This window comes from Nocardia brasiliensis (assembly GCF_042691675.1).
In the GTDB taxonomy this organism is placed as follows: Bacteria; Actinomycetota; Actinomycetes; order Mycobacteriales; family Mycobacteriaceae; genus Nocardia; species Nocardia brasiliensis_D.
The window spans coordinates 591192-606965 of record NZ_CP170507.1 but is presented as its reverse complement, the minus strand read 5'-3'; the positions used below and the strand labels follow the sequence as shown (position 1 = coordinate 606965).

Sequence of the window (15774 nt, the reverse complement as noted above, 5' to 3'; positions counted from 1 at the left end):
AGGCCCTGAGCTGCAAGATCACCGGGCCGATGAGCGGAATCACAACGAGGCGAACCCACCGACCCAGCGACTATCTGGCGAACTCGCCTCGGGACCCGCCCACCAGGCCTTGCTTCGGCACGCCCAGAAGAAATCGCCACGACCTGCAACGACCCGGCCCGCCTTCGGGAGCCCGGCAACCGCGCCGGTGAACAACAAACGTCGACAACCCCGAGTACCGTGGACAACTGGTCACCAGGGTGTTTGCCCACTGGTAACCCAGCTATGACACAACAACACCAGGGAAGTGCGAGGCAGGTCGAATGGGAGGTGGGCAGGGCGTCATGCTCCAGCCACAGGTTGACGCGACGGTGGATCCGCTACTACGGACCCCGCACACGCCACCGGCCCGGACGCTCGTCGACATCCTGAACGCCACCGCGCTGACCCACCCCGACGCACCCGCCATCGATGACGGCCACACGGTGCTCACCTACCTCGAACTCGTCGCCGAGATCGAGCAGACCGTGCTTCGGCTGGCCAAGGCGGGCGTGCGGCCGGGCGACCGGGTCGGCGTGCGCATGCCGTCGGGCTCCCGAGAGCTCTACCTCACCATTCTGGCCGTGCTGTACGCGGGCGCCGCCTATGTGCCGGTCGACGCCGACGACCCGGACGAACGGGCTCAGCTGGTCTTCGGCGAGGCTCAGGTCACCGCGATCGTGACCGCGGCGGGCATCGAGACGACACCGGCGGGAATCCGTGCCGCAGCGGACAATTCGCCCGACGCGAGCACGAGCTCCCCGCCGACCCCGGCCGACGATGCCTGGATCATCTTCACCTCCGGCTCCACCGGAACGCCGAAAGGTGTTGCGGTGACCCACCGCAACGCCGCCGCCTTCGTCGACGCCGAGGCCCGGCTCTTCCTGCCGGACGCCCCGATCGGCCCCGGCGACCGGGTGCTCGCCGGACTCTCGGTCGCCTTCGACGCCTCCTGCGAGGAGATGTGGCTGGCCTGGCGCAACGGCGCCTGCCTCGTCCCCGCCCCGCGCGATTTGGTCCGGACCGGTGCCGACCTCGGTCCATGGCTGGTACGCCGGGAGATCAGCATCGTCTCCACGGTGCCTACGCTGGCCGCCACCTGGCCCGCCGAGGCACTGGACGCGGTCCGGCTGTTGATCTTCGGCGGCGAGGCGGTACCGCCGGAACTCGCCGAACGTCTTGCCGGGAACACCGCGGCACGAGCGACGGGCCCGGAGGAGGTAGCGGAGCGTAACCACGGCGGGCACCGCGAAGGCCGCGAATCCAACACGGATACGGAGCGCGAGGTCTGGAATACCTACGGCCCCACCGAGGCCACGGTGGTCGCCTGCGCCGCACTGCTCGACGGCACATGGCCGATCCGGATCGGGCTCCCGCTCGACGGCTGGGACCTGGTGGTGGTCGACGCGGCCGGAAACCCGGTGGGCGAGGGCGAATCCGGCGAACTGGTGATCGGCGGTGTCGGCCTGGCCCGCTATCTCGATCCCGCCAAAGACGCGGAGAAGTACGCGCCGCTGCCCTCGGTCGGCTGGGAACGCGCCTACCGCAGCGGCGATCTGGTGCGGAACGACCGCGCGGGTCTGGTCTTCCTCGGCCGCGCCGACGATCAGATCAAGCTCGGTGGCCGCCGCATCGAACTCGGTGAGATCGACAACGCGCTACAACATCTGCCCGGCGTGACCGGCGCTGCCGCGGCCATCCGGACCACCAAGGCGGGCAACAAGATTCTGGTCGGCTACCTCACCGGCCCCGGGCCCGATTTCGATACCAAGGCCGCGCGGGCCCAACTCGCCGAACAACTTCCGGCGCCCCTGGTCCCCCGGCTCGCGGTGGTCACCGAACTGCCCACCCGCACCTCCGGCAAGGTGGACCGCAACGCCCTGCCATGGCCGTTGCCGAACAACACCGACGACGATGCCGAAAGCGAACTCACCGGCACCGCGCAATGGGTTGCGCGACTGTGGGATTCGGTCCTCGGCGGCGAGGCGACCGACCTCGACGCCGACTTCTTCGAGCTGGGCGGCGGCTCGCTGGCGGCGGCCCAGCTGGTCACCGCACTGCGCGAGCGCTACCCACAGGTCACCGTCGCCGACCTCTACGACCATCCCCGCCTCGGCGCGCTGGTCGAACTGCTGGAGCAGAGCACACCGGCCGTCGCCGTCGAGGAGCGCGTCGTGCGCCCGACGCCGCGGCTCGCGCAGTGGGCGCAGGTGCTCGCCACCATCCCGCTCACCACGCTCACCGGCCTGCAATGGCTCACCTGGCTGGCGATCGTCGGCAATATCGCGGGCTGGTCCGGCTCGTTGCCGTGGTTGCCGCACCTGTCCTGGTGGTGGACGCTGGCCGCGTTCCTGCTCTTCATCTCGCCGCCCGGCCGGATGGCGATCTGCGTTGCCGGGGCTCGACTACTGCTGCGCGGGGTCACGCCCGGGCGGTATCCGCGCGGCGGTTCGGTGCATCTGCGGCTCTGGGCAGCAGTACGGCTATCCGAGGCCAGCGGCGCCGAAAACCTCTCGGGCGCACCGTGGATGGTCCCCTTCGCCCGGGCGCTCGGCGCGAAGATCGGCAAGGGCGTCGACCTGCACACCCTCCCGCCGGTGACCGGCATGCTCGAACTGGGCGACGGGTGCAGCGTGGAACCCGAGGTCGACTTGTCCGGCTACTGGATCGACGGCGACGTCGTGCACCTCGGCCCGGTCACCGTCGGCGCGGGCGCGGTGATCGGCGCCCGCTCGATCCTGCTGCCCGGCACCAGGATCGGCAAGAACGCCGAGATCGCCCCCGGCTCCGCGGTATCCGGCAAGGTCAAAGCCGAGCAGGAGTGGGCGGGCTCGCCCGCCTCGAAAGTCGGCAAGGCACACCATCGCTGGCCCGGCCACACCCCCGCTCGGGCGGCGCACTGGGTGGCGATCTTCGGTGTCACCTCGATGGCCTTGGCCGCCGTGCCCATCCTCGGGCTCGGCTCGGGCGGCGTCTTCATCGCCTGGTTCATCCGCGATACCCACACCCTCGCGGGCGGTTTGGGCCGCGCCTTCGCGATCCTGCCGGTCGCGACGCTACTCAGTTTGGCCGTGTACGCGGTGGTCACCATCCTCGCCGTCCGGCTGCTCAGCATCGGACTGACCGAGGGCTACCACCCGGTGCGCAGCCGGGTCGGCTGGCAGGTGTGGTCCACCGAGCGACTGCTCGACGCGGCACGCACCTTCCTGTTCCCGCTCTACGCCAGCCTGCTCACCCCGGTCTGGCTGCGCCTGCTCGGCGCGAAGATCGGCAAGAGTGTCGAGGCATCGACGGTGCTGTTGCTGCCCAAATTCACCACGGTCGCCGACGGCGCGTTCCTGGCCGACGACACCATGATCGCCAGCTACGAACTCGGCGGCGGCTGGCTGCGGATCGGCGAGGCGAAGGTCGGCAAGCGGGCCTTCCTCGGCAACTCCGGGATGACCGCGCCCGGTCGGCGGGTGCCGAAAAATGGCCTGGTGGCGGTTCTTTCGGCCGCGCCGTCCAAGTCGAAAGCGGGCTCGTCCTGGCTGGGCAGCCCGCCGGTCCGGTTGCGCCGCGCGCCGGAGAGTTCCGACACCGCGCGCACCTTCGATCCGCCGCCGAAGCTGCGGCTGGCGCGCGGCATCGTCGAAACCTGCCGCCTGGTCCCGGTGCTGGTGACCTTCGCCATCGGACTCGGCGTGCTGTTCACCCTGGCCTGGCTCGCGCGGAGCATCGGTCATCTGCCCGCCGCACTGCTCAGCGGCCTGGTGCTGCTGGCCGCCGGTGCGGTAGCCGGTGCGAGTTCGGTGGCCGCGAAGTGGTTGCTGGTCGGCCGGATCCGGGCTGAGGAGCATCCGCTGTGGAGCTCGTTCGTGTGGCGCAACGAGGTCTCCGACACCTTCGTGGAAACCGTTGCCGCGCCGTGGTTCGCGCGCGCCGCGACGGGTACGCCGGTGCTGAATCTGTGGCTGCGCGGACTCGGTGCCAAGATCGGCCGCGGGGTATGGTGCGAGTCCTATTGGCTACCTGAGGCGGACCTGGTGACACTCGGTGACGGCGCGACCGTGGAACGCGGCTGCGTCGTGCAGACGCACCTGTTCCACGATCGAATCATGGCCATGGACACCGTCACCCTCGGCGCGGGCGCCACCCTCGGCCCGCACTGCGTCGCGCTGCCCGCCTCGACCATCGGCGAGGGCGCGACCATCGGTCCCGCCTCGCTGGTCATGCGCGGTGACACCGTTCCCCCGTCCACACGCTGGTGGGGCAACCCGATCGCGCCGTGGTTCGGAGGCGACCCGGGGGCGGCCCGCTGATGCCGGGCAAGTTCTACGAGGCGCCGATCGATGAGTACCTGCCGCAGAACGGGAATCGGGGCTACCGGGTATCGCGGTACGAACTCGACCTGACCTACAAGGTGGCCAGCAACCGGTTGGCGGGCCGCGCCGAGATCACCGCGGTGACCACCGCCGTGCAGCCGCGGTTCTCGCTGGATCTGGCCCAGGCCCTCACCGTGTCCAAGGTCTTCGTCAACGGTGCCAAGGCCGCGAAATACGTGCACCAGCGTGGCAAGTTGATGATCACGCCGCAGCAGCGGATTCCGGCGGGCGGCGTGCTGTCGATCGTCGTCCAGTACGGCGGCGTCCCGCGGCCGCTGCGTGGCCCCTGGGGCGCGGTCGGCTGGGAAGAGCTCACCGAAGGTGCGCTGGTGGCCAGCCAACCGAACGGCGCCGCGTCCTGGTTCCCGTGCGACGACCACCCGAGTTCCAAAGCCAGCTACCGGATTTCGATCACCACCGACAGCCCGTACTACGCGCTGGCCAACGGCACCCTGCTGCGCAAGCAGATCAAGGCCAGCCAGACCACCTGGGTGTACGAGCAGGCCGAACCCATGGCCAGCTACCTGGCGACCATCCAGATCGGGCCGTATCACAAGCACCGCATCGTTTCACCGCCCAGCGCGGTGCCGATGCATGCCATTGCCCCGCCCCGGCTGCGCGCCAACTTCGAGCACGACTTCGCCCGCCAGCCGCAGATGATGGAAATCTTCACCGAGCGGTTCGGGCCGTACCCGTTCGACGCGTACACCGTGGTAATCACGGACGACGATCTGGAGATTCCGATCGAGGCGCAGGGCATTTCCATCTTCGGCGCCAACCACTGCGACGGCAGGCGCGGCGCCGAACGGCTGGTCGCGCACGAGTTGGCGCACCAGTGGTTCGGCAACAGCCTGACCATCGCGCAGTGGCGCGATATCTGGCTACACGAGGGTTTCGCCTGTTATGCCGAATGGATCTGGTCCGAGTCGGCGGGCGGCCCCACCGCCGACCAACTCGCCCGTGCGGCCAGGCACAACCTGTCCAGGCAGCCGCAGGACATCGCCGTCGGTGACCCCGGCCCGCTGCACATGTTCGACGATCGGGTCTACAAACGCGGTGCGCTCACCCTGCACGCGTTGCGGCTGGAACTGGGCGATCTGGCGTTCTTCGATCTATTGCGGGAGTGGACGATTCGCTATCGCCACGGCTCGGTCAGCACCGAGGAGTTCACCGACTTGGCCGGGCATTACAGCCGGATCCCGCTCCGGCCGCTGTGGGACGGCTGGTTGGTCGAGAAGTCGCTTCCCCAACTCCCACCGTCGACGATGTAGCGCGGTCAGAACACCAGGTATCGCGCGGCGAGCTCTTCGAGGAGGGGGTCGTCGTCGGGGACGCAGTTGAGTGCCTCGAGGTCGGATTCCACCGAGATCTGGCGTGGATCGTCGTGCTCGGCGTCCGGTGCGCCGTCCTCTTGGAGCTGGCGCAGTAGCTTCGCCCGGATACGGTCCTTCAATGAATCACTCATGCTTGCAGCTTGCCCGGTCTGCGGCGGGCGAACCGCACGTGGCGCGCCGGATCGAGTCAGACCGGGGCGAGCCAGGCGCCCCACGGGGTATTGCGCAGCACGGTGTAGATCGTCAGTAGCGCGAAGAAGGTCCACATCGTCGGTCCGTTGATCGAGGGCAGGCGCATACGCCGGCCACGCCACGCGCGCAGCGTCCAGTCGCTCACCCACAGGACGAAGGCCAGCACCAGCGGAACCGCGAGCAGGTTGCTGTGCAACGAATCCAGGATGTTGCCGTCGGTCAGGTTATGGATCGCCCGCATTCCGCCACAGCCCGGACACCACCAGCCGGTCAGCGCGTACACCGGGCACACGCCATAGGAACCCTCGACATGCGGGTCGCGCACGTGCAACAGCACGCCTACGCCGATGCCGACGCCCGCCACCAGCAGAGGGACTCCTACGCCGCGCCAACCGGACCGGGTCGGGGGCGCTGGTTCCGGATGCGCCGCCGGTTCCGGGGCAACGTGCGTGCTCTCCACAGCATCAACCGTAACCGTGGCCGACCGGTCGTGGCCACAGGATGACACCGTGGTCGTCACTCGTCCTGGTCGGGCTGAGCGAAGCGCAGGGTGTTGCCGGAAGGATCGACCAGTTCGAAACCGGGGCCGCCCGGACCTTCCTCCGGGCAGCCGGGCTTGGCGTAGCGGTAGTCCTTACCCGCCAGCTCGGTGTGCCAGGCCTGAATGTCGTCCACCGCTATCCACACGACGGTGCCGGGAGTGCCGTCACCGTGGTGCTCGCTGAGGTGGAGTGTCGCCGAGCCGCGGGAGAACTGCGCGTACAACGGGAAGTTGTCGCCGAACCGGTGTTCCCAGTCGACGGTGAAACCCAGGTAGTCGCGGTAGAACTCGTATGCCCTGGCGACGTCGAACATACGAAGTACGGGGATGGGTGCTGCGAAGCCGATCTCATCGGAAGCCACGTCACCGATCATGGCACTGGGGACCGACATGATCGAGGGATGTCCGCGATGGCCGCGCCTTCGTCCGGTGCGGACGTTCGCGGAAACCGTTACTGGATCGCCACTTTCGCGGGCTAACGCGGCCGTGCACGCCGCGATGAACTCAGCAGAACGGCTATCTCGATCGCGTTTCTTTGTGAAGAGAGACAGTGTCACTGCACCGAAATCAGGGTATCCACACCTATGAGCCAGGAAGATCCGCTACGACGCGCTTGCACTAGCAAGCACCCAGCTTGCACTGTACTGTGGCGGCAGACACAAAGGAGTGCTCGATGCTGGTGAAGTCGATGAAGACGCTGGCGGACGCGCGGAATGGCGCCCTGACCGCCGCATATCGCGCCGGGTTGCGATCACGCACCTTCCGGACCGCGTCGTTGAACGCCCCCACCGCCCCCCATGAGGTCATCCCGGTCACCACCGTGGACGGCGCCCGGCTCCGGGTGCACGCCTACGGTCCCGCCGACGGCGCGGTCATCGTGCTGATCCATGGCTGGAGCTGCAGCATCGAATACTGGAACCCGCAGATCAACGCCTTCGCCGATCGATACCGAGTGGTCTGTTATGACCAGCGCGGCCACGGCGACAGCCAACTCGGCACCCGGCTGCCGAGCCGGGAAACCCTCGCCGACGACCTGTCCGCCGTGCTCGACGCCACCCTGCGCCCCGGACAGCGCGCCGTGCTCGCCGGACACAGCATGGGCGGCATCACGGTGCAGGCGTGGGCGGCTCGCTATCCGGAGCAGGTCCGCACTCGCGCCGCCGCGGCCATCCTGTTGAACACCACCTCGGGCAACATCCGCTACGACACCGACCTGCTGCCGTTGCTGAACAAGCAGCTCACGGTGCAGAACAAGCCGGTCACCGTGCTCGGCGCGCCGGTCCGGCTGCCCGCGTTCGTCTCCGAGACGGTGCTGACCACGCCCGTGCCGCTGCCCGGCGGCTGGCTGATCGGCACGGTCTTCAAGAGTCGGGTGATGGGCAGGGCGGCCACCGCCGACGAAGTGAACTTCTCCCTCGGCATCGTCCGCTCCTGTCGTCCGCTCACCCGCGGGCGGCATGCCGCGGCGCTGGCCGATCTCGATGTCAGCGATGGCGTCGCGCATCTCACCGTGCCGACCACCGTCATCGCGGGCAGCCATGACCGCCTCCTGCCGGAGCGGATGTCCCGCCGGATCGCCGACGTGCTCGCCCGCACCGGCCACCTCGCCGCCTATCACAGCTGGCCGACCGGCCATCTCGGCAATATCGAGGCCGCCGACCGCTTCAACGCGGAACTAGAGCTGGTCGCCCAGCAGGCCGATCTCCGCACGGCCGCCGCGGGCTGACCCCTACTGTTCTCCTGGGCTGGTCAACGGCGCCCGGCCCAGGAGCACACCCAGCCGATTAATTCATCGGCCCCACATCGTCCTTACTGCCGAGCACGCAATCTCCCTTCGGCAGAAGAGGTTCCACGAGTGTTGATCATCGCCGGACATGTGGAAGTCGACCCCGCACACCGCGACGCCTACGTCGCCGCCTTCCGCGACCTGGTAAACCGAGCCCGCCGAGCCCCCGGCTGCCTCGACGTCGCCATCACCGCCGACCCCCTCGACCCCGCCCGCGTCTACAACTTCGAACGCTGGGATTCCCGAGAAAACCTCGAAGCATGGCGCTCCGTCGCCAACGCCCCCGACCCCGGCATCCCCATCAAGACCGACCACGTCCTGGAATACACCGTCACCAACGCCCGCCCACCCTTCGGCTGAACCTGACCGTGTCGGCGTCCGGCGGCACCAAGCCGGATCAGACTTCCAGCTCAGACCATGGCACGTGGATCGAAAAGGGGAACTCGATCTGGATTCCGGTTTCGTCAGCGTGCGTCCACTCGCCGGCCAGCAGGTAATTGGCCCTGCGGAGAGGATGGACGCCGTCCGGGAGCTGCCCGTGCCCGGTCTCGAGCGCATAGGCGCGCACAGTGTCGATCGCACTCAACTCTTGCTGCAGGGTGATCTCCCAGTACCAGGGAATCCCCGCACCGGCGTATCGACCCTTCTTCGCCTCGATGTCGATCTGCCTATTGGATGGCGACAACACCTCGCCGACAAGCACGGTGTCTATCGCCCGAACATCCTGGTATGGGGACTCCAGACAGCGGTGGACCAGGAAGTCCGGCGTCAGAAAGTCGGACTTTCCGCTGTGCCCCAGAAAGACATTGGTCTCCATGTTGACCTGCCAGCACCGTTCGGGACTTTCCGACATGGCTTTGCCCGCACAACGTTCCAGCGAGTTCGTCAAACGACGTGTGAAGGTCTGGTGTTCACCGGGCCCGCGGCGGACCCACACCACGCGACCATCCCACAGCTCGATCTGTTCGGCGATTTCCTCTGGGAGTCGCTCGAGCTCCTCCCAGGTCATGTATTCGGGGAGGTCCGGCCGCTCGATGCTCGGAAGAGGCATGCCGCAATGGTAGTTGTCCAGCGGGTCGGGCAACTAGCTGGATTTGATGGAGCCGCCTGCGAGAATCGAACTCGCGACCTTTTCATTACGAGTGAAGCGCTCTACCGACTGAGCTAAGGCGGCGTGCCTTTCGGCGTGGCGAGTCTATCGTCTCGGGGGGTGGATCGCGAAAACGGGTGGTCACGGTGGGGAGCGGGCGGGGCGCGAGGTGACAGTCGGTCGGGGCTGCGGCGGGTGTGACTGGACGGGGGCGCCGGGTGCTAGCCGGATTGGGCGGCCATCAAGGCGGCGGCCAGGGCGGCTAGGGCGAAGCGGGGTTTGACGTTGACGTCGAGGGCTTCGCGGCAAGCGAGGACGGCGTCGATGGATTTGAGTAGGCCCTCGGGGGGGACGCGCTCGGCCAGGTCGTGGATCTGGTCGGACATGTCGGGGTGGGTGAGGGCTACGCCGGAACCGTTGCGAGCGGCGCCGAAGCGGACGGCGAGGGCGTCGCGGTAGACGCCGGCGACATCGATGAGGGCACGGTCGAGGGAGTCGCGACCGGTGCGGGTTGCGCGCGACTTCTGCCGTCTTTCCAGGTCTTTCAGCACGCCGGCGGAACCACGGGTGGCGCCCGCGGCACCCTTGCCGGTGCCACCGGCGCCCATCGCGGTGGCCAGTTCTTCGCGCTCGCGGTCGTCGCGGGTGGCGCTCATCTGTTTGGCTTCGTCGTCGGCGGCCTTGACCAGTTCGTCGGCCGCGGCGTAGGCGGCGCCGGGCTTCGAGGCGGCGGCGACCAGGGCCAGCGCCCGCTGGCGGCGGGCCCGCGCCTCCTCGTCGGTGGCGAGGCGGCGGGCGCGGCCGACGTGTCCGCCGCTGATCGAGGCGGCCCAGTTCGCGGTCTTCTCGTCGAGCTTGTCGCGCTCGCGCAGCACCTGTGCGATGGCGGGCACCGAGGGCGTCACCAGGTGCACGTGCCTGCAACGGGAGCGCAGGGTCACCGAGATGTCCTCCGGGTCGACCGACGGCGCGCACAGCAGGAAGACCGTCCGCTCCGGCGGCTCCTCGACCACCTTCAGCAGCACGTTGCCCGCGGCCTCGGTCAACCGGTCGGCGTCCTCGATGACCACCACCTGCCATCGTCCGGTGCTCGGGCGGCGCGAGGCGATCTGCACGATCTCGCGCATTTCCTTGGTGCTGATGCTCAGCCCCTCCGGGATCACCCGGCGCACGTCACCGTGCGTGCCCGCCATGGTGGTCGTACAGGCATGGCAGTGCCCACATCCCGGCGTACCGGGATCGGTGCACTGTAGTGCGGCCGCAAAGCACAGTGCCGCAATGGATCTCCCCGATCCGGGTGGCCCGGTGAACAACCACGAGTGCGTCATCGCGCCCTGGACCACCTCCGCACGCGCCGCGACCGAGGCAGCGGTCAGCGCGGACTCGACCGCATCCTGGCCGACCAACCGATCGAAGACACCCGCCACGCCGTACACCATAGCCGTCCGCACCGACACGGATCGCCGGGTCCGTTCGGCTCGACGCACCCGACGCTATTGACCGCGCCGACGGCCCGGCGGATCCTCGAGGAGGAGGTGGAATCACCGTGAAAATTCTGTTGATCACCGGCGATGCGGCCGAAGACCTCGAGGTCATGTACCCGTATCAGCGCCTGCTCGAAGAGGGCTACGAGGTGGACATCGCGGCCCCGGCCGTCAAGCAGCTCCAGTTCGTGGTGCACGACTTCGTCGACGGCTTCGACACATACACCGAAAAGCCAGGGCACAGCTGGCCCGCCGACGTCGCGTTCGCCGATGTCGATCCGGCGTCCTACGACGCGCTGGTCGTGCCGGGCGGTCGCGCGCCGGAGTATCTGCGCAACAACCCGGACTGCCAGCGTCTGGCGCGGCACTTCGCGGAGGCGGGCAAGCCCATCGCCGCGCTCTGCCATGGACCGCTGATCCTCGCTGCCGCAGGCGTCTTGGTCGGCCGTTCGTGCAGCGCGTATCCCGCGTTGGCCCCGGACATCGAGGCGGCCGGGGCCAAGTTCGTGGACAGCGAAGCCTACGTCGACGAGAACATCGTGACCGGCCGCGCCTGGCCCGATCATCCGGCCTGGATGCGTGAATTCCTCAGGGTGCTCAGCAAATAGCGTGACTCACGAGATCCGTGAGTACGTGCTGTTCGCGCCGTCGAGTTCCTCGCGGATGATGTCGGCGTGCCCGGAGTGGTGCGAGATCTCGCGCAGGATGTGCAGCAACGTGTAGCGCACCGTCCACCAGATCCGTTCCGGCGACCAGGGTGTGGTCGGGGTGGGAACCGAGGTGTCCAGGCTGTCCACCGTGCGGATCAGCTCGGCGGTCGCCGCGGCGACCTTGTCCCACTCGGCGAGCAGGCCCTCGACGGTCTCGCCCTCGGCCATCACGTATTCACCCTCGAAGCGCGACGCGTCCAGCTCCGCGGTTTCGTCCCGCTCGGCGAGGACGGTGACCCAGTGGCGTTCGCAGCTCACCAGATGATGCAGCAGACCGCCGAGGGTCAGTTCGCTGGCGGTGGTGCGCTGCCGCGCCTGCTGGTCGTCGATGCCGCGCACCGTGATCCGGAACAGTTCTCGCTGATCGGCGAGCACTTTGATCAGCTCTTCGCGTTCCTGGTCGGCCATGGGAGATCCTTTCGCGGGTCGTGCACTTCGGACCGTAGGCTACGGCCATCCGCTCGACCCGCGAACTCAGGAATTCCCGACGCCCGTTTTCTTGGTCGCCGCCTTCTTCGCGGCGGTCTTCTTGGCGACCGTCTTGGTGGTCGTGGATTTGGCGGCCGTCGCCTTCTTGGCGGCGGTCTTCTTGGCGGCGGTCTTCTTCGCGGGAGCCTTCTTGGCCGCGGCCTTCTTCTTCACCGGCCCGCGCGCCCGCCGGTCCGCGAGCAGTTCCATCGCCCGCTCCGGGGTGATCGACTCGATCTCGTCGCCCTTGCGCAGCGTGGCATTGGTCTCGCCGTCGGTGACGTACGGACCGAAGCGACCATCCTTGATCACCATCGGCTGACCGGAGGCCGAGTCGTTGCCCAACTCGCGCAACGGCGCCGCGGCGGACGCCTGCCGCCCGCGCCGCTTCGGCTCCGCGTAGATCTTGAGCGCCTCTTCGAGCGTCACGTCGAAGATCTGGTCCTCGCTGGTGAGCGAACGAGAATCGGTGCCCTTCTTCAGGTATGGGCCGTATCGCCCGTTCTGCGCGGTGATCTCCTCGCCGGAAGCCGGGTCGACGCCGACCACCCGCGGCAACGACAGCAACTTGAGCGCGTCGTCGAGCGTGACGGTCGCCAGGTCCATCGACTTGAACAGCGACCCGGTGCGCGGTTTGGGCGCGGTCGCCTTCTTCGCGGTCTTCTTGGCGGGTGCCAACGTCTCCTCGGCGGCGGGCTCGGGCAGCACCTCGGTGACGTAGGGGCCGAAACGTCCTTCCTTGGCGACGATTTCGTGCCCGGTTGCCGGGTCGATGCCCAGCGAACGTCCCTCCTGCGGGGTGGAGAACAGCTTCTCGGCGACCTCGGGGGTCAGCTCGTCCGGCGGCAGATCATCGGGTAGGTTGGCCCGCTGCGACACCGAATTACCTTCGGGGTCATCAGGATTCGAGACCATCCGCTCCAGGTACGGTCCGTACCGGCCGACCCGGACGACGACGTCGCGTCCCTCCTCGTCGGCAAAGAGCTTGATGGAGTTGATTTCTCGCGCGTCGATGTCGTCGAGCCGCTCGCCGACCATCTTCTTCAGTCCGCCGGACCGGGCCACCGAGCCTTCGGCGCCCTTGTCGCCGCCGAAATAGAAGCTGGACAACCAGCTTCCGCGCTGCTCGCGCCCGCCCGCGATGGCGTCGAGGTCGTCCTCCATGCCCGCGGTGAAGTCGAAGTCGACCAATCGGCCGAAATGTTCTTCCAGCAAACCGATTACGGCGAACGCCACCCACGACGGCACCAGCGCGCTGCCGCGCTTGTACACGTAACCGCGGTCGAGGATCGTCTTGATGATCGACGAATACGTCGACGGACGGCCGATGCCCAGCTCTTCGAGCGTCTTGATGAGCGAGGCTTCGGTGTATCTGGCGGGCGGATTAGTGCTGTGCCCATCAGGATTCAGCTCGACCGCGGTGACGCCCTGACCCTCGTCGAGGGCGGGCAGCCGGGATTCGGCGTCGTCGGACTGGCCGCCCGCCTCCTCGTCCACGCTCTCCACGTAGGCCTTGAGGAAGCCGGCGAAAGTAATGGTGCGGCCCGAGGCGGAGAACACGCATTCCTCGCCGGTGGCCGCGACGCCGGTGATCCGCAGGGTCAGCGTGGTGCCCCTGGCGTCGGCCATCTGCGAGGCGACCGTGCGCTGCCAGATCATTTCGTAGAGGCGGAACTCGTCATTGTCCAGCCGCGCGTGCAACTGGCCGGGGGTGGCGAAGGTGTCACCCGCCGGACGGATCGCCTCGTGTGCCTCCTGCGCGTTCTTCACCTTGCGGGTGTATTGGCGCGGGCTGGGGTGCACGTACTCGGCGCCGTACAGCTGGGTCGCCTGCGACCGGGCCGCGGCGATCGCCGACTCCGACAGCGTGGTCGAGTCGGTACGCATGTAGGTGATGTAGCCGTTTTCGTACAGCCGCTGCGCGACCCGCATCGTGCGCTCGGAGTTGAAGCGCAGCTTGCGCCCCGCTTCCTGCTGCAGCGTCGAGGTCATGAACGGCGGGTACGGCTTGCGGGTGTACGGCTTGGCCTCCGCGGAGGAGACCACCAGGTCAGCCCCGTCCAGTGCCTGCGCCAAGCGGTGCGCGTACGCCTCGTCCAGCACGACCACTCCGGAGGTGGTCTTGAGCTGACCGTCGGAGCCGAAGTCACGACCGGTCGCGACGCGCGCACCGGCCACGTTCACCAACCGCGCCCCGAAGGTCCGCGGGTTGCTGGTGTCGCCGTCTTCGCCCGGCCCCGCGTCGAGTTTCGCGGCGATGTCCCAGTATTCGGCGGAACGGAACGCCATCCGCTCACGCTCGCGCTGGACGATCACCCTGGTGGCAACCGACTGCACCCGGCCCGCCGACAGGCGCGGCATGACCTTCTTCCACAAGACCGGACTGACCTCGTAGCCGTACAGCCGGTCCAGGATGCGGCGGGTCTCCTGCGCGTCGACCAGATCGTTGTCGAGGTCTCGCGTGTCGGCGGCGGCCGCCTGGATGGCGGGCTCAGTGATCTCGTGGAACACCATCCGCCGGACCGGGACCTTGGGCTTGAGCGTCTCCAGCAAGTGCCAGGCGATGGCCTCGCCCTCGCGGTCGGGGTCGGTGGCGAGATAGAGCTCGTCGGCGTCCTTGAGCAGGCTCTTGAGCTCGGCGACCTTGGCCTTCTTATCGGGGCTCACCACATAGATGGCCTCGAAGTCGTGGTCCACGTCGACGCCGAGGCGCGCCCAGGACTCACCCTTGTATTTGGCGGGAACATCCGCCGCACCACGCGGCAGGTCCCGGATATGCCCCACCGAGGCCTCGACCGTGTAGTCACGGCCGAGATAAGGGGCTATTTTGCGGGCCTTGGTTGGGGACTCGACGATCACGAGACGACGCAGGGGACGGCCCTGGTCGGCTGCACCGCGGTCTCGTGTTGCCACCGGCGAATACACCTTTCCTGTCGACCCGCGCGGGCGCTTTTCGGCGCTGTGCGCGGCTGGGGCAAGCGGGGACGACGGCTGGGCGTCGCCACCAGACACGTTTATACCTTGACGCTACGTGTGGCCGAGTGCTTGCGACTTGAACCACAGAGCGTACGCGCGTCACTGCGACTCAGTATGCCTTGTCTTTTACCCGCCGCTGCGCCACCGGCGTGTTCGCAGCGGGTTCGGCCTGATCCGCATGGGTTGTGTCCTACCCCGGATATAGCTCGTCCCTCACCTCCGGTAACCCGGCGGTGAGGGACGAGTGGTGGATTGCGACGCTCAGCTGAGCGCGCGAACTCCGGTGGCCTGCGGGCCCTTGGTGCCCTGGCCGACCTCGAACTCGACCTTCTGGTTCTCTTCGAGGGTACGGAAGCCCGACCCCTGAATTTCGGAGTAGTGGACGAAGACGTCAGCGGAGCCGTCCTCGGGCGCGATGAAGCCGAACCCCTTCTCCGCGTTGAACCACTTCACAGTTCCCTGTGCCATTCTGTTCCTTCTCTTTTCTTACCGGAACGGCGGACAACTGGGTTCGTCCACCGGGTCCGTTCCGACCGCTGTACTGTTGGTTCCCCCTGCAGGAAAGCACCAAGCACACCGTTCGCAACATCGATCCTGCTGACGGTTTGGACTTTGGATCCGTCCCTCGAACACAGAAGCTTGCGACCAGGAACCAGTGAACCATGTCTTCGAGCAATTCAACAGTCGAGTTACCGACAATTTGCAAAAAAGTTGATCTTGCGAATGCGCAGGTGAGGGACACAATGCCAGAATCCAGACTTGAGGTTCGTTTGCCTCCCGATAACCGAGTGGGCGTATGGCAAACAGCCTG

Annotated in this window: 13 protein-coding genes and 1 tRNA gene; 5 read left to right on the top strand and 9 right to left on the bottom strand. The window is 67.6% G+C overall.

Annotated features, from left to right (window positions below; all coding sequences use genetic code 11):
* Window positions 1–323 precede the first annotated feature (323 nt).
* Window positions 324–4319 (top strand): Pls/PosA family non-ribosomal peptide synthetase, encoded by a 3996-nt coding sequence (locus tag ACFK0J_RS03140; protein WP_378736382.1) that lies wholly within the window; start codon window positions 324–326, stop codon window positions 4317–4319.
* Window positions 4319–5653 carry a M1 family metallopeptidase gene (locus ACFK0J_RS03135; RefSeq protein ID WP_378736380.1) on the top strand — a complete coding sequence of 445 codons (1335 nt, stop codon included), beginning with the start codon at window positions 4319–4321 and terminating at the stop codon, window positions 5651–5653. The genes ACFK0J_RS03140 and ACFK0J_RS03135 overlap by 1 nt, the downstream gene beginning before the upstream one ends.
* A gap of 5 nt (window positions 5654–5658) precedes the next feature.
* On the opposite strand, the gene ACFK0J_RS03130 is transcribed toward ACFK0J_RS03135, so the two are convergent.
* The 3 genes from ACFK0J_RS03130 to ACFK0J_RS03120 are packed head-to-tail and all read right to left on the bottom strand — an operon-like array spanning window position 5659 to window position 6841.
* Window positions 5659–5847, bottom strand: coding sequence for a hypothetical protein (locus ACFK0J_RS03130; protein ID WP_378736378.1), 189 nt, complete (start codon window positions 5845–5847; stop codon window positions 5659–5661).
* Window positions 5848–5903: 56 nt separating this feature from the next.
* Complete coding sequence (locus ACFK0J_RS03125; RefSeq protein WP_378736376.1) at window positions 5904–6368, bottom strand: DUF2752 domain-containing protein; 465 nt, start codon at window positions 6366–6368, stop codon at window positions 5904–5906.
* Between the two features lie 56 nt (window positions 6369–6424).
* The gene (locus tag ACFK0J_RS03120; protein WP_378736374.1) at window positions 6425–6841 is read right to left on the bottom strand and encodes a glyoxalase superfamily protein; all 417 of its coding nucleotides are present in this window, start codon (window positions 6839–6841) and stop codon (window positions 6425–6427) included.
* A gap of 281 nt (window positions 6842–7122) precedes the next feature.
* Here ACFK0J_RS03120 and ACFK0J_RS03115 point away from each other — a divergent pair, with 281 nt between their 5' ends.
* Window positions 7123–8175, top strand: a complete 1053-nt coding sequence (locus tag ACFK0J_RS03115; RefSeq protein ID WP_378736372.1) for an alpha/beta fold hydrolase — start codon at window positions 7123–7125, stop codon at window positions 8173–8175.
* A gap of 129 nt (window positions 8176–8304) precedes the next feature.
* Window positions 8305–8595: a putative quinol monooxygenase gene (locus ACFK0J_RS03110; protein WP_378736370.1), complete on the top strand. Its 291-nt coding sequence runs from the start codon at window positions 8305–8307 to the stop codon at window positions 8593–8595.
* Window positions 8596–8632: 37 nt separating this feature from the next.
* Here ACFK0J_RS03110 and ACFK0J_RS03105 read toward each other — a convergent pair whose 3' ends face one another.
* From ACFK0J_RS03105 to ACFK0J_RS03095, 3 genes are all read right to left on the bottom strand, one after another.
* Entirely contained in the window at window positions 8633–9286 is a 654-nt protein-coding gene (locus ACFK0J_RS03105) for a Uma2 family endonuclease (RefSeq protein ID WP_378736368.1), read from the bottom strand.
* Between the two features lie 47 nt (window positions 9287–9333).
* Window positions 9334–9409 (bottom strand) — tRNA-Thr (locus ACFK0J_RS03100).
* Window positions 9410–9546: 137 nt separating this feature from the next.
* Window positions 9547–10764, bottom strand: a complete 1218-nt coding sequence (locus ACFK0J_RS03095) for a DNA polymerase III subunit delta' (RefSeq protein ID WP_378742587.1) — start codon at window positions 10762–10764, stop codon at window positions 9547–9549.
* A gap of 107 nt (window positions 10765–10871) precedes the next feature.
* On the opposite strand from ACFK0J_RS03095, the gene ACFK0J_RS03090 reads away from it, so the two are divergent.
* Window positions 10872–11417, top strand: a complete 546-nt coding sequence (locus ACFK0J_RS03090; RefSeq protein WP_378736366.1) for a DJ-1/PfpI family protein — start codon at window positions 10872–10874, stop codon at window positions 11415–11417.
* Window positions 11418–11423: 6 nt separating this feature from the next.
* Here the strand turns inward: ACFK0J_RS03090 and ACFK0J_RS03085 are convergent, their stop codons facing one another.
* The 3 genes from ACFK0J_RS03085 to ACFK0J_RS03075 form a co-directional block, all read right to left on the bottom strand.
* Window positions 11424–11927 carry a DinB family protein gene (locus ACFK0J_RS03085; RefSeq protein ID WP_378736364.1) on the bottom strand — a complete coding sequence of 168 codons (504 nt, stop codon included), beginning with the start codon at window positions 11925–11927 and terminating at the stop codon, window positions 11424–11426.
* Between the two features lie 66 nt (window positions 11928–11993).
* On the bottom strand, window positions 11994–14900 hold the full coding sequence (gene topA, locus ACFK0J_RS03080) for a type I DNA topoisomerase (protein WP_378736362.1): 2907 nt from the start codon (window positions 14898–14900) through the stop codon (window positions 11994–11996).
* Between the two features lie 324 nt (window positions 14901–15224).
* Entirely contained in the window at window positions 15225–15431 is a 207-nt protein-coding gene (locus ACFK0J_RS03075) for a cold-shock protein (RefSeq protein ID WP_011206895.1), read from the bottom strand.
* Window positions 15432–15774 lie beyond the last annotated feature (343 nt).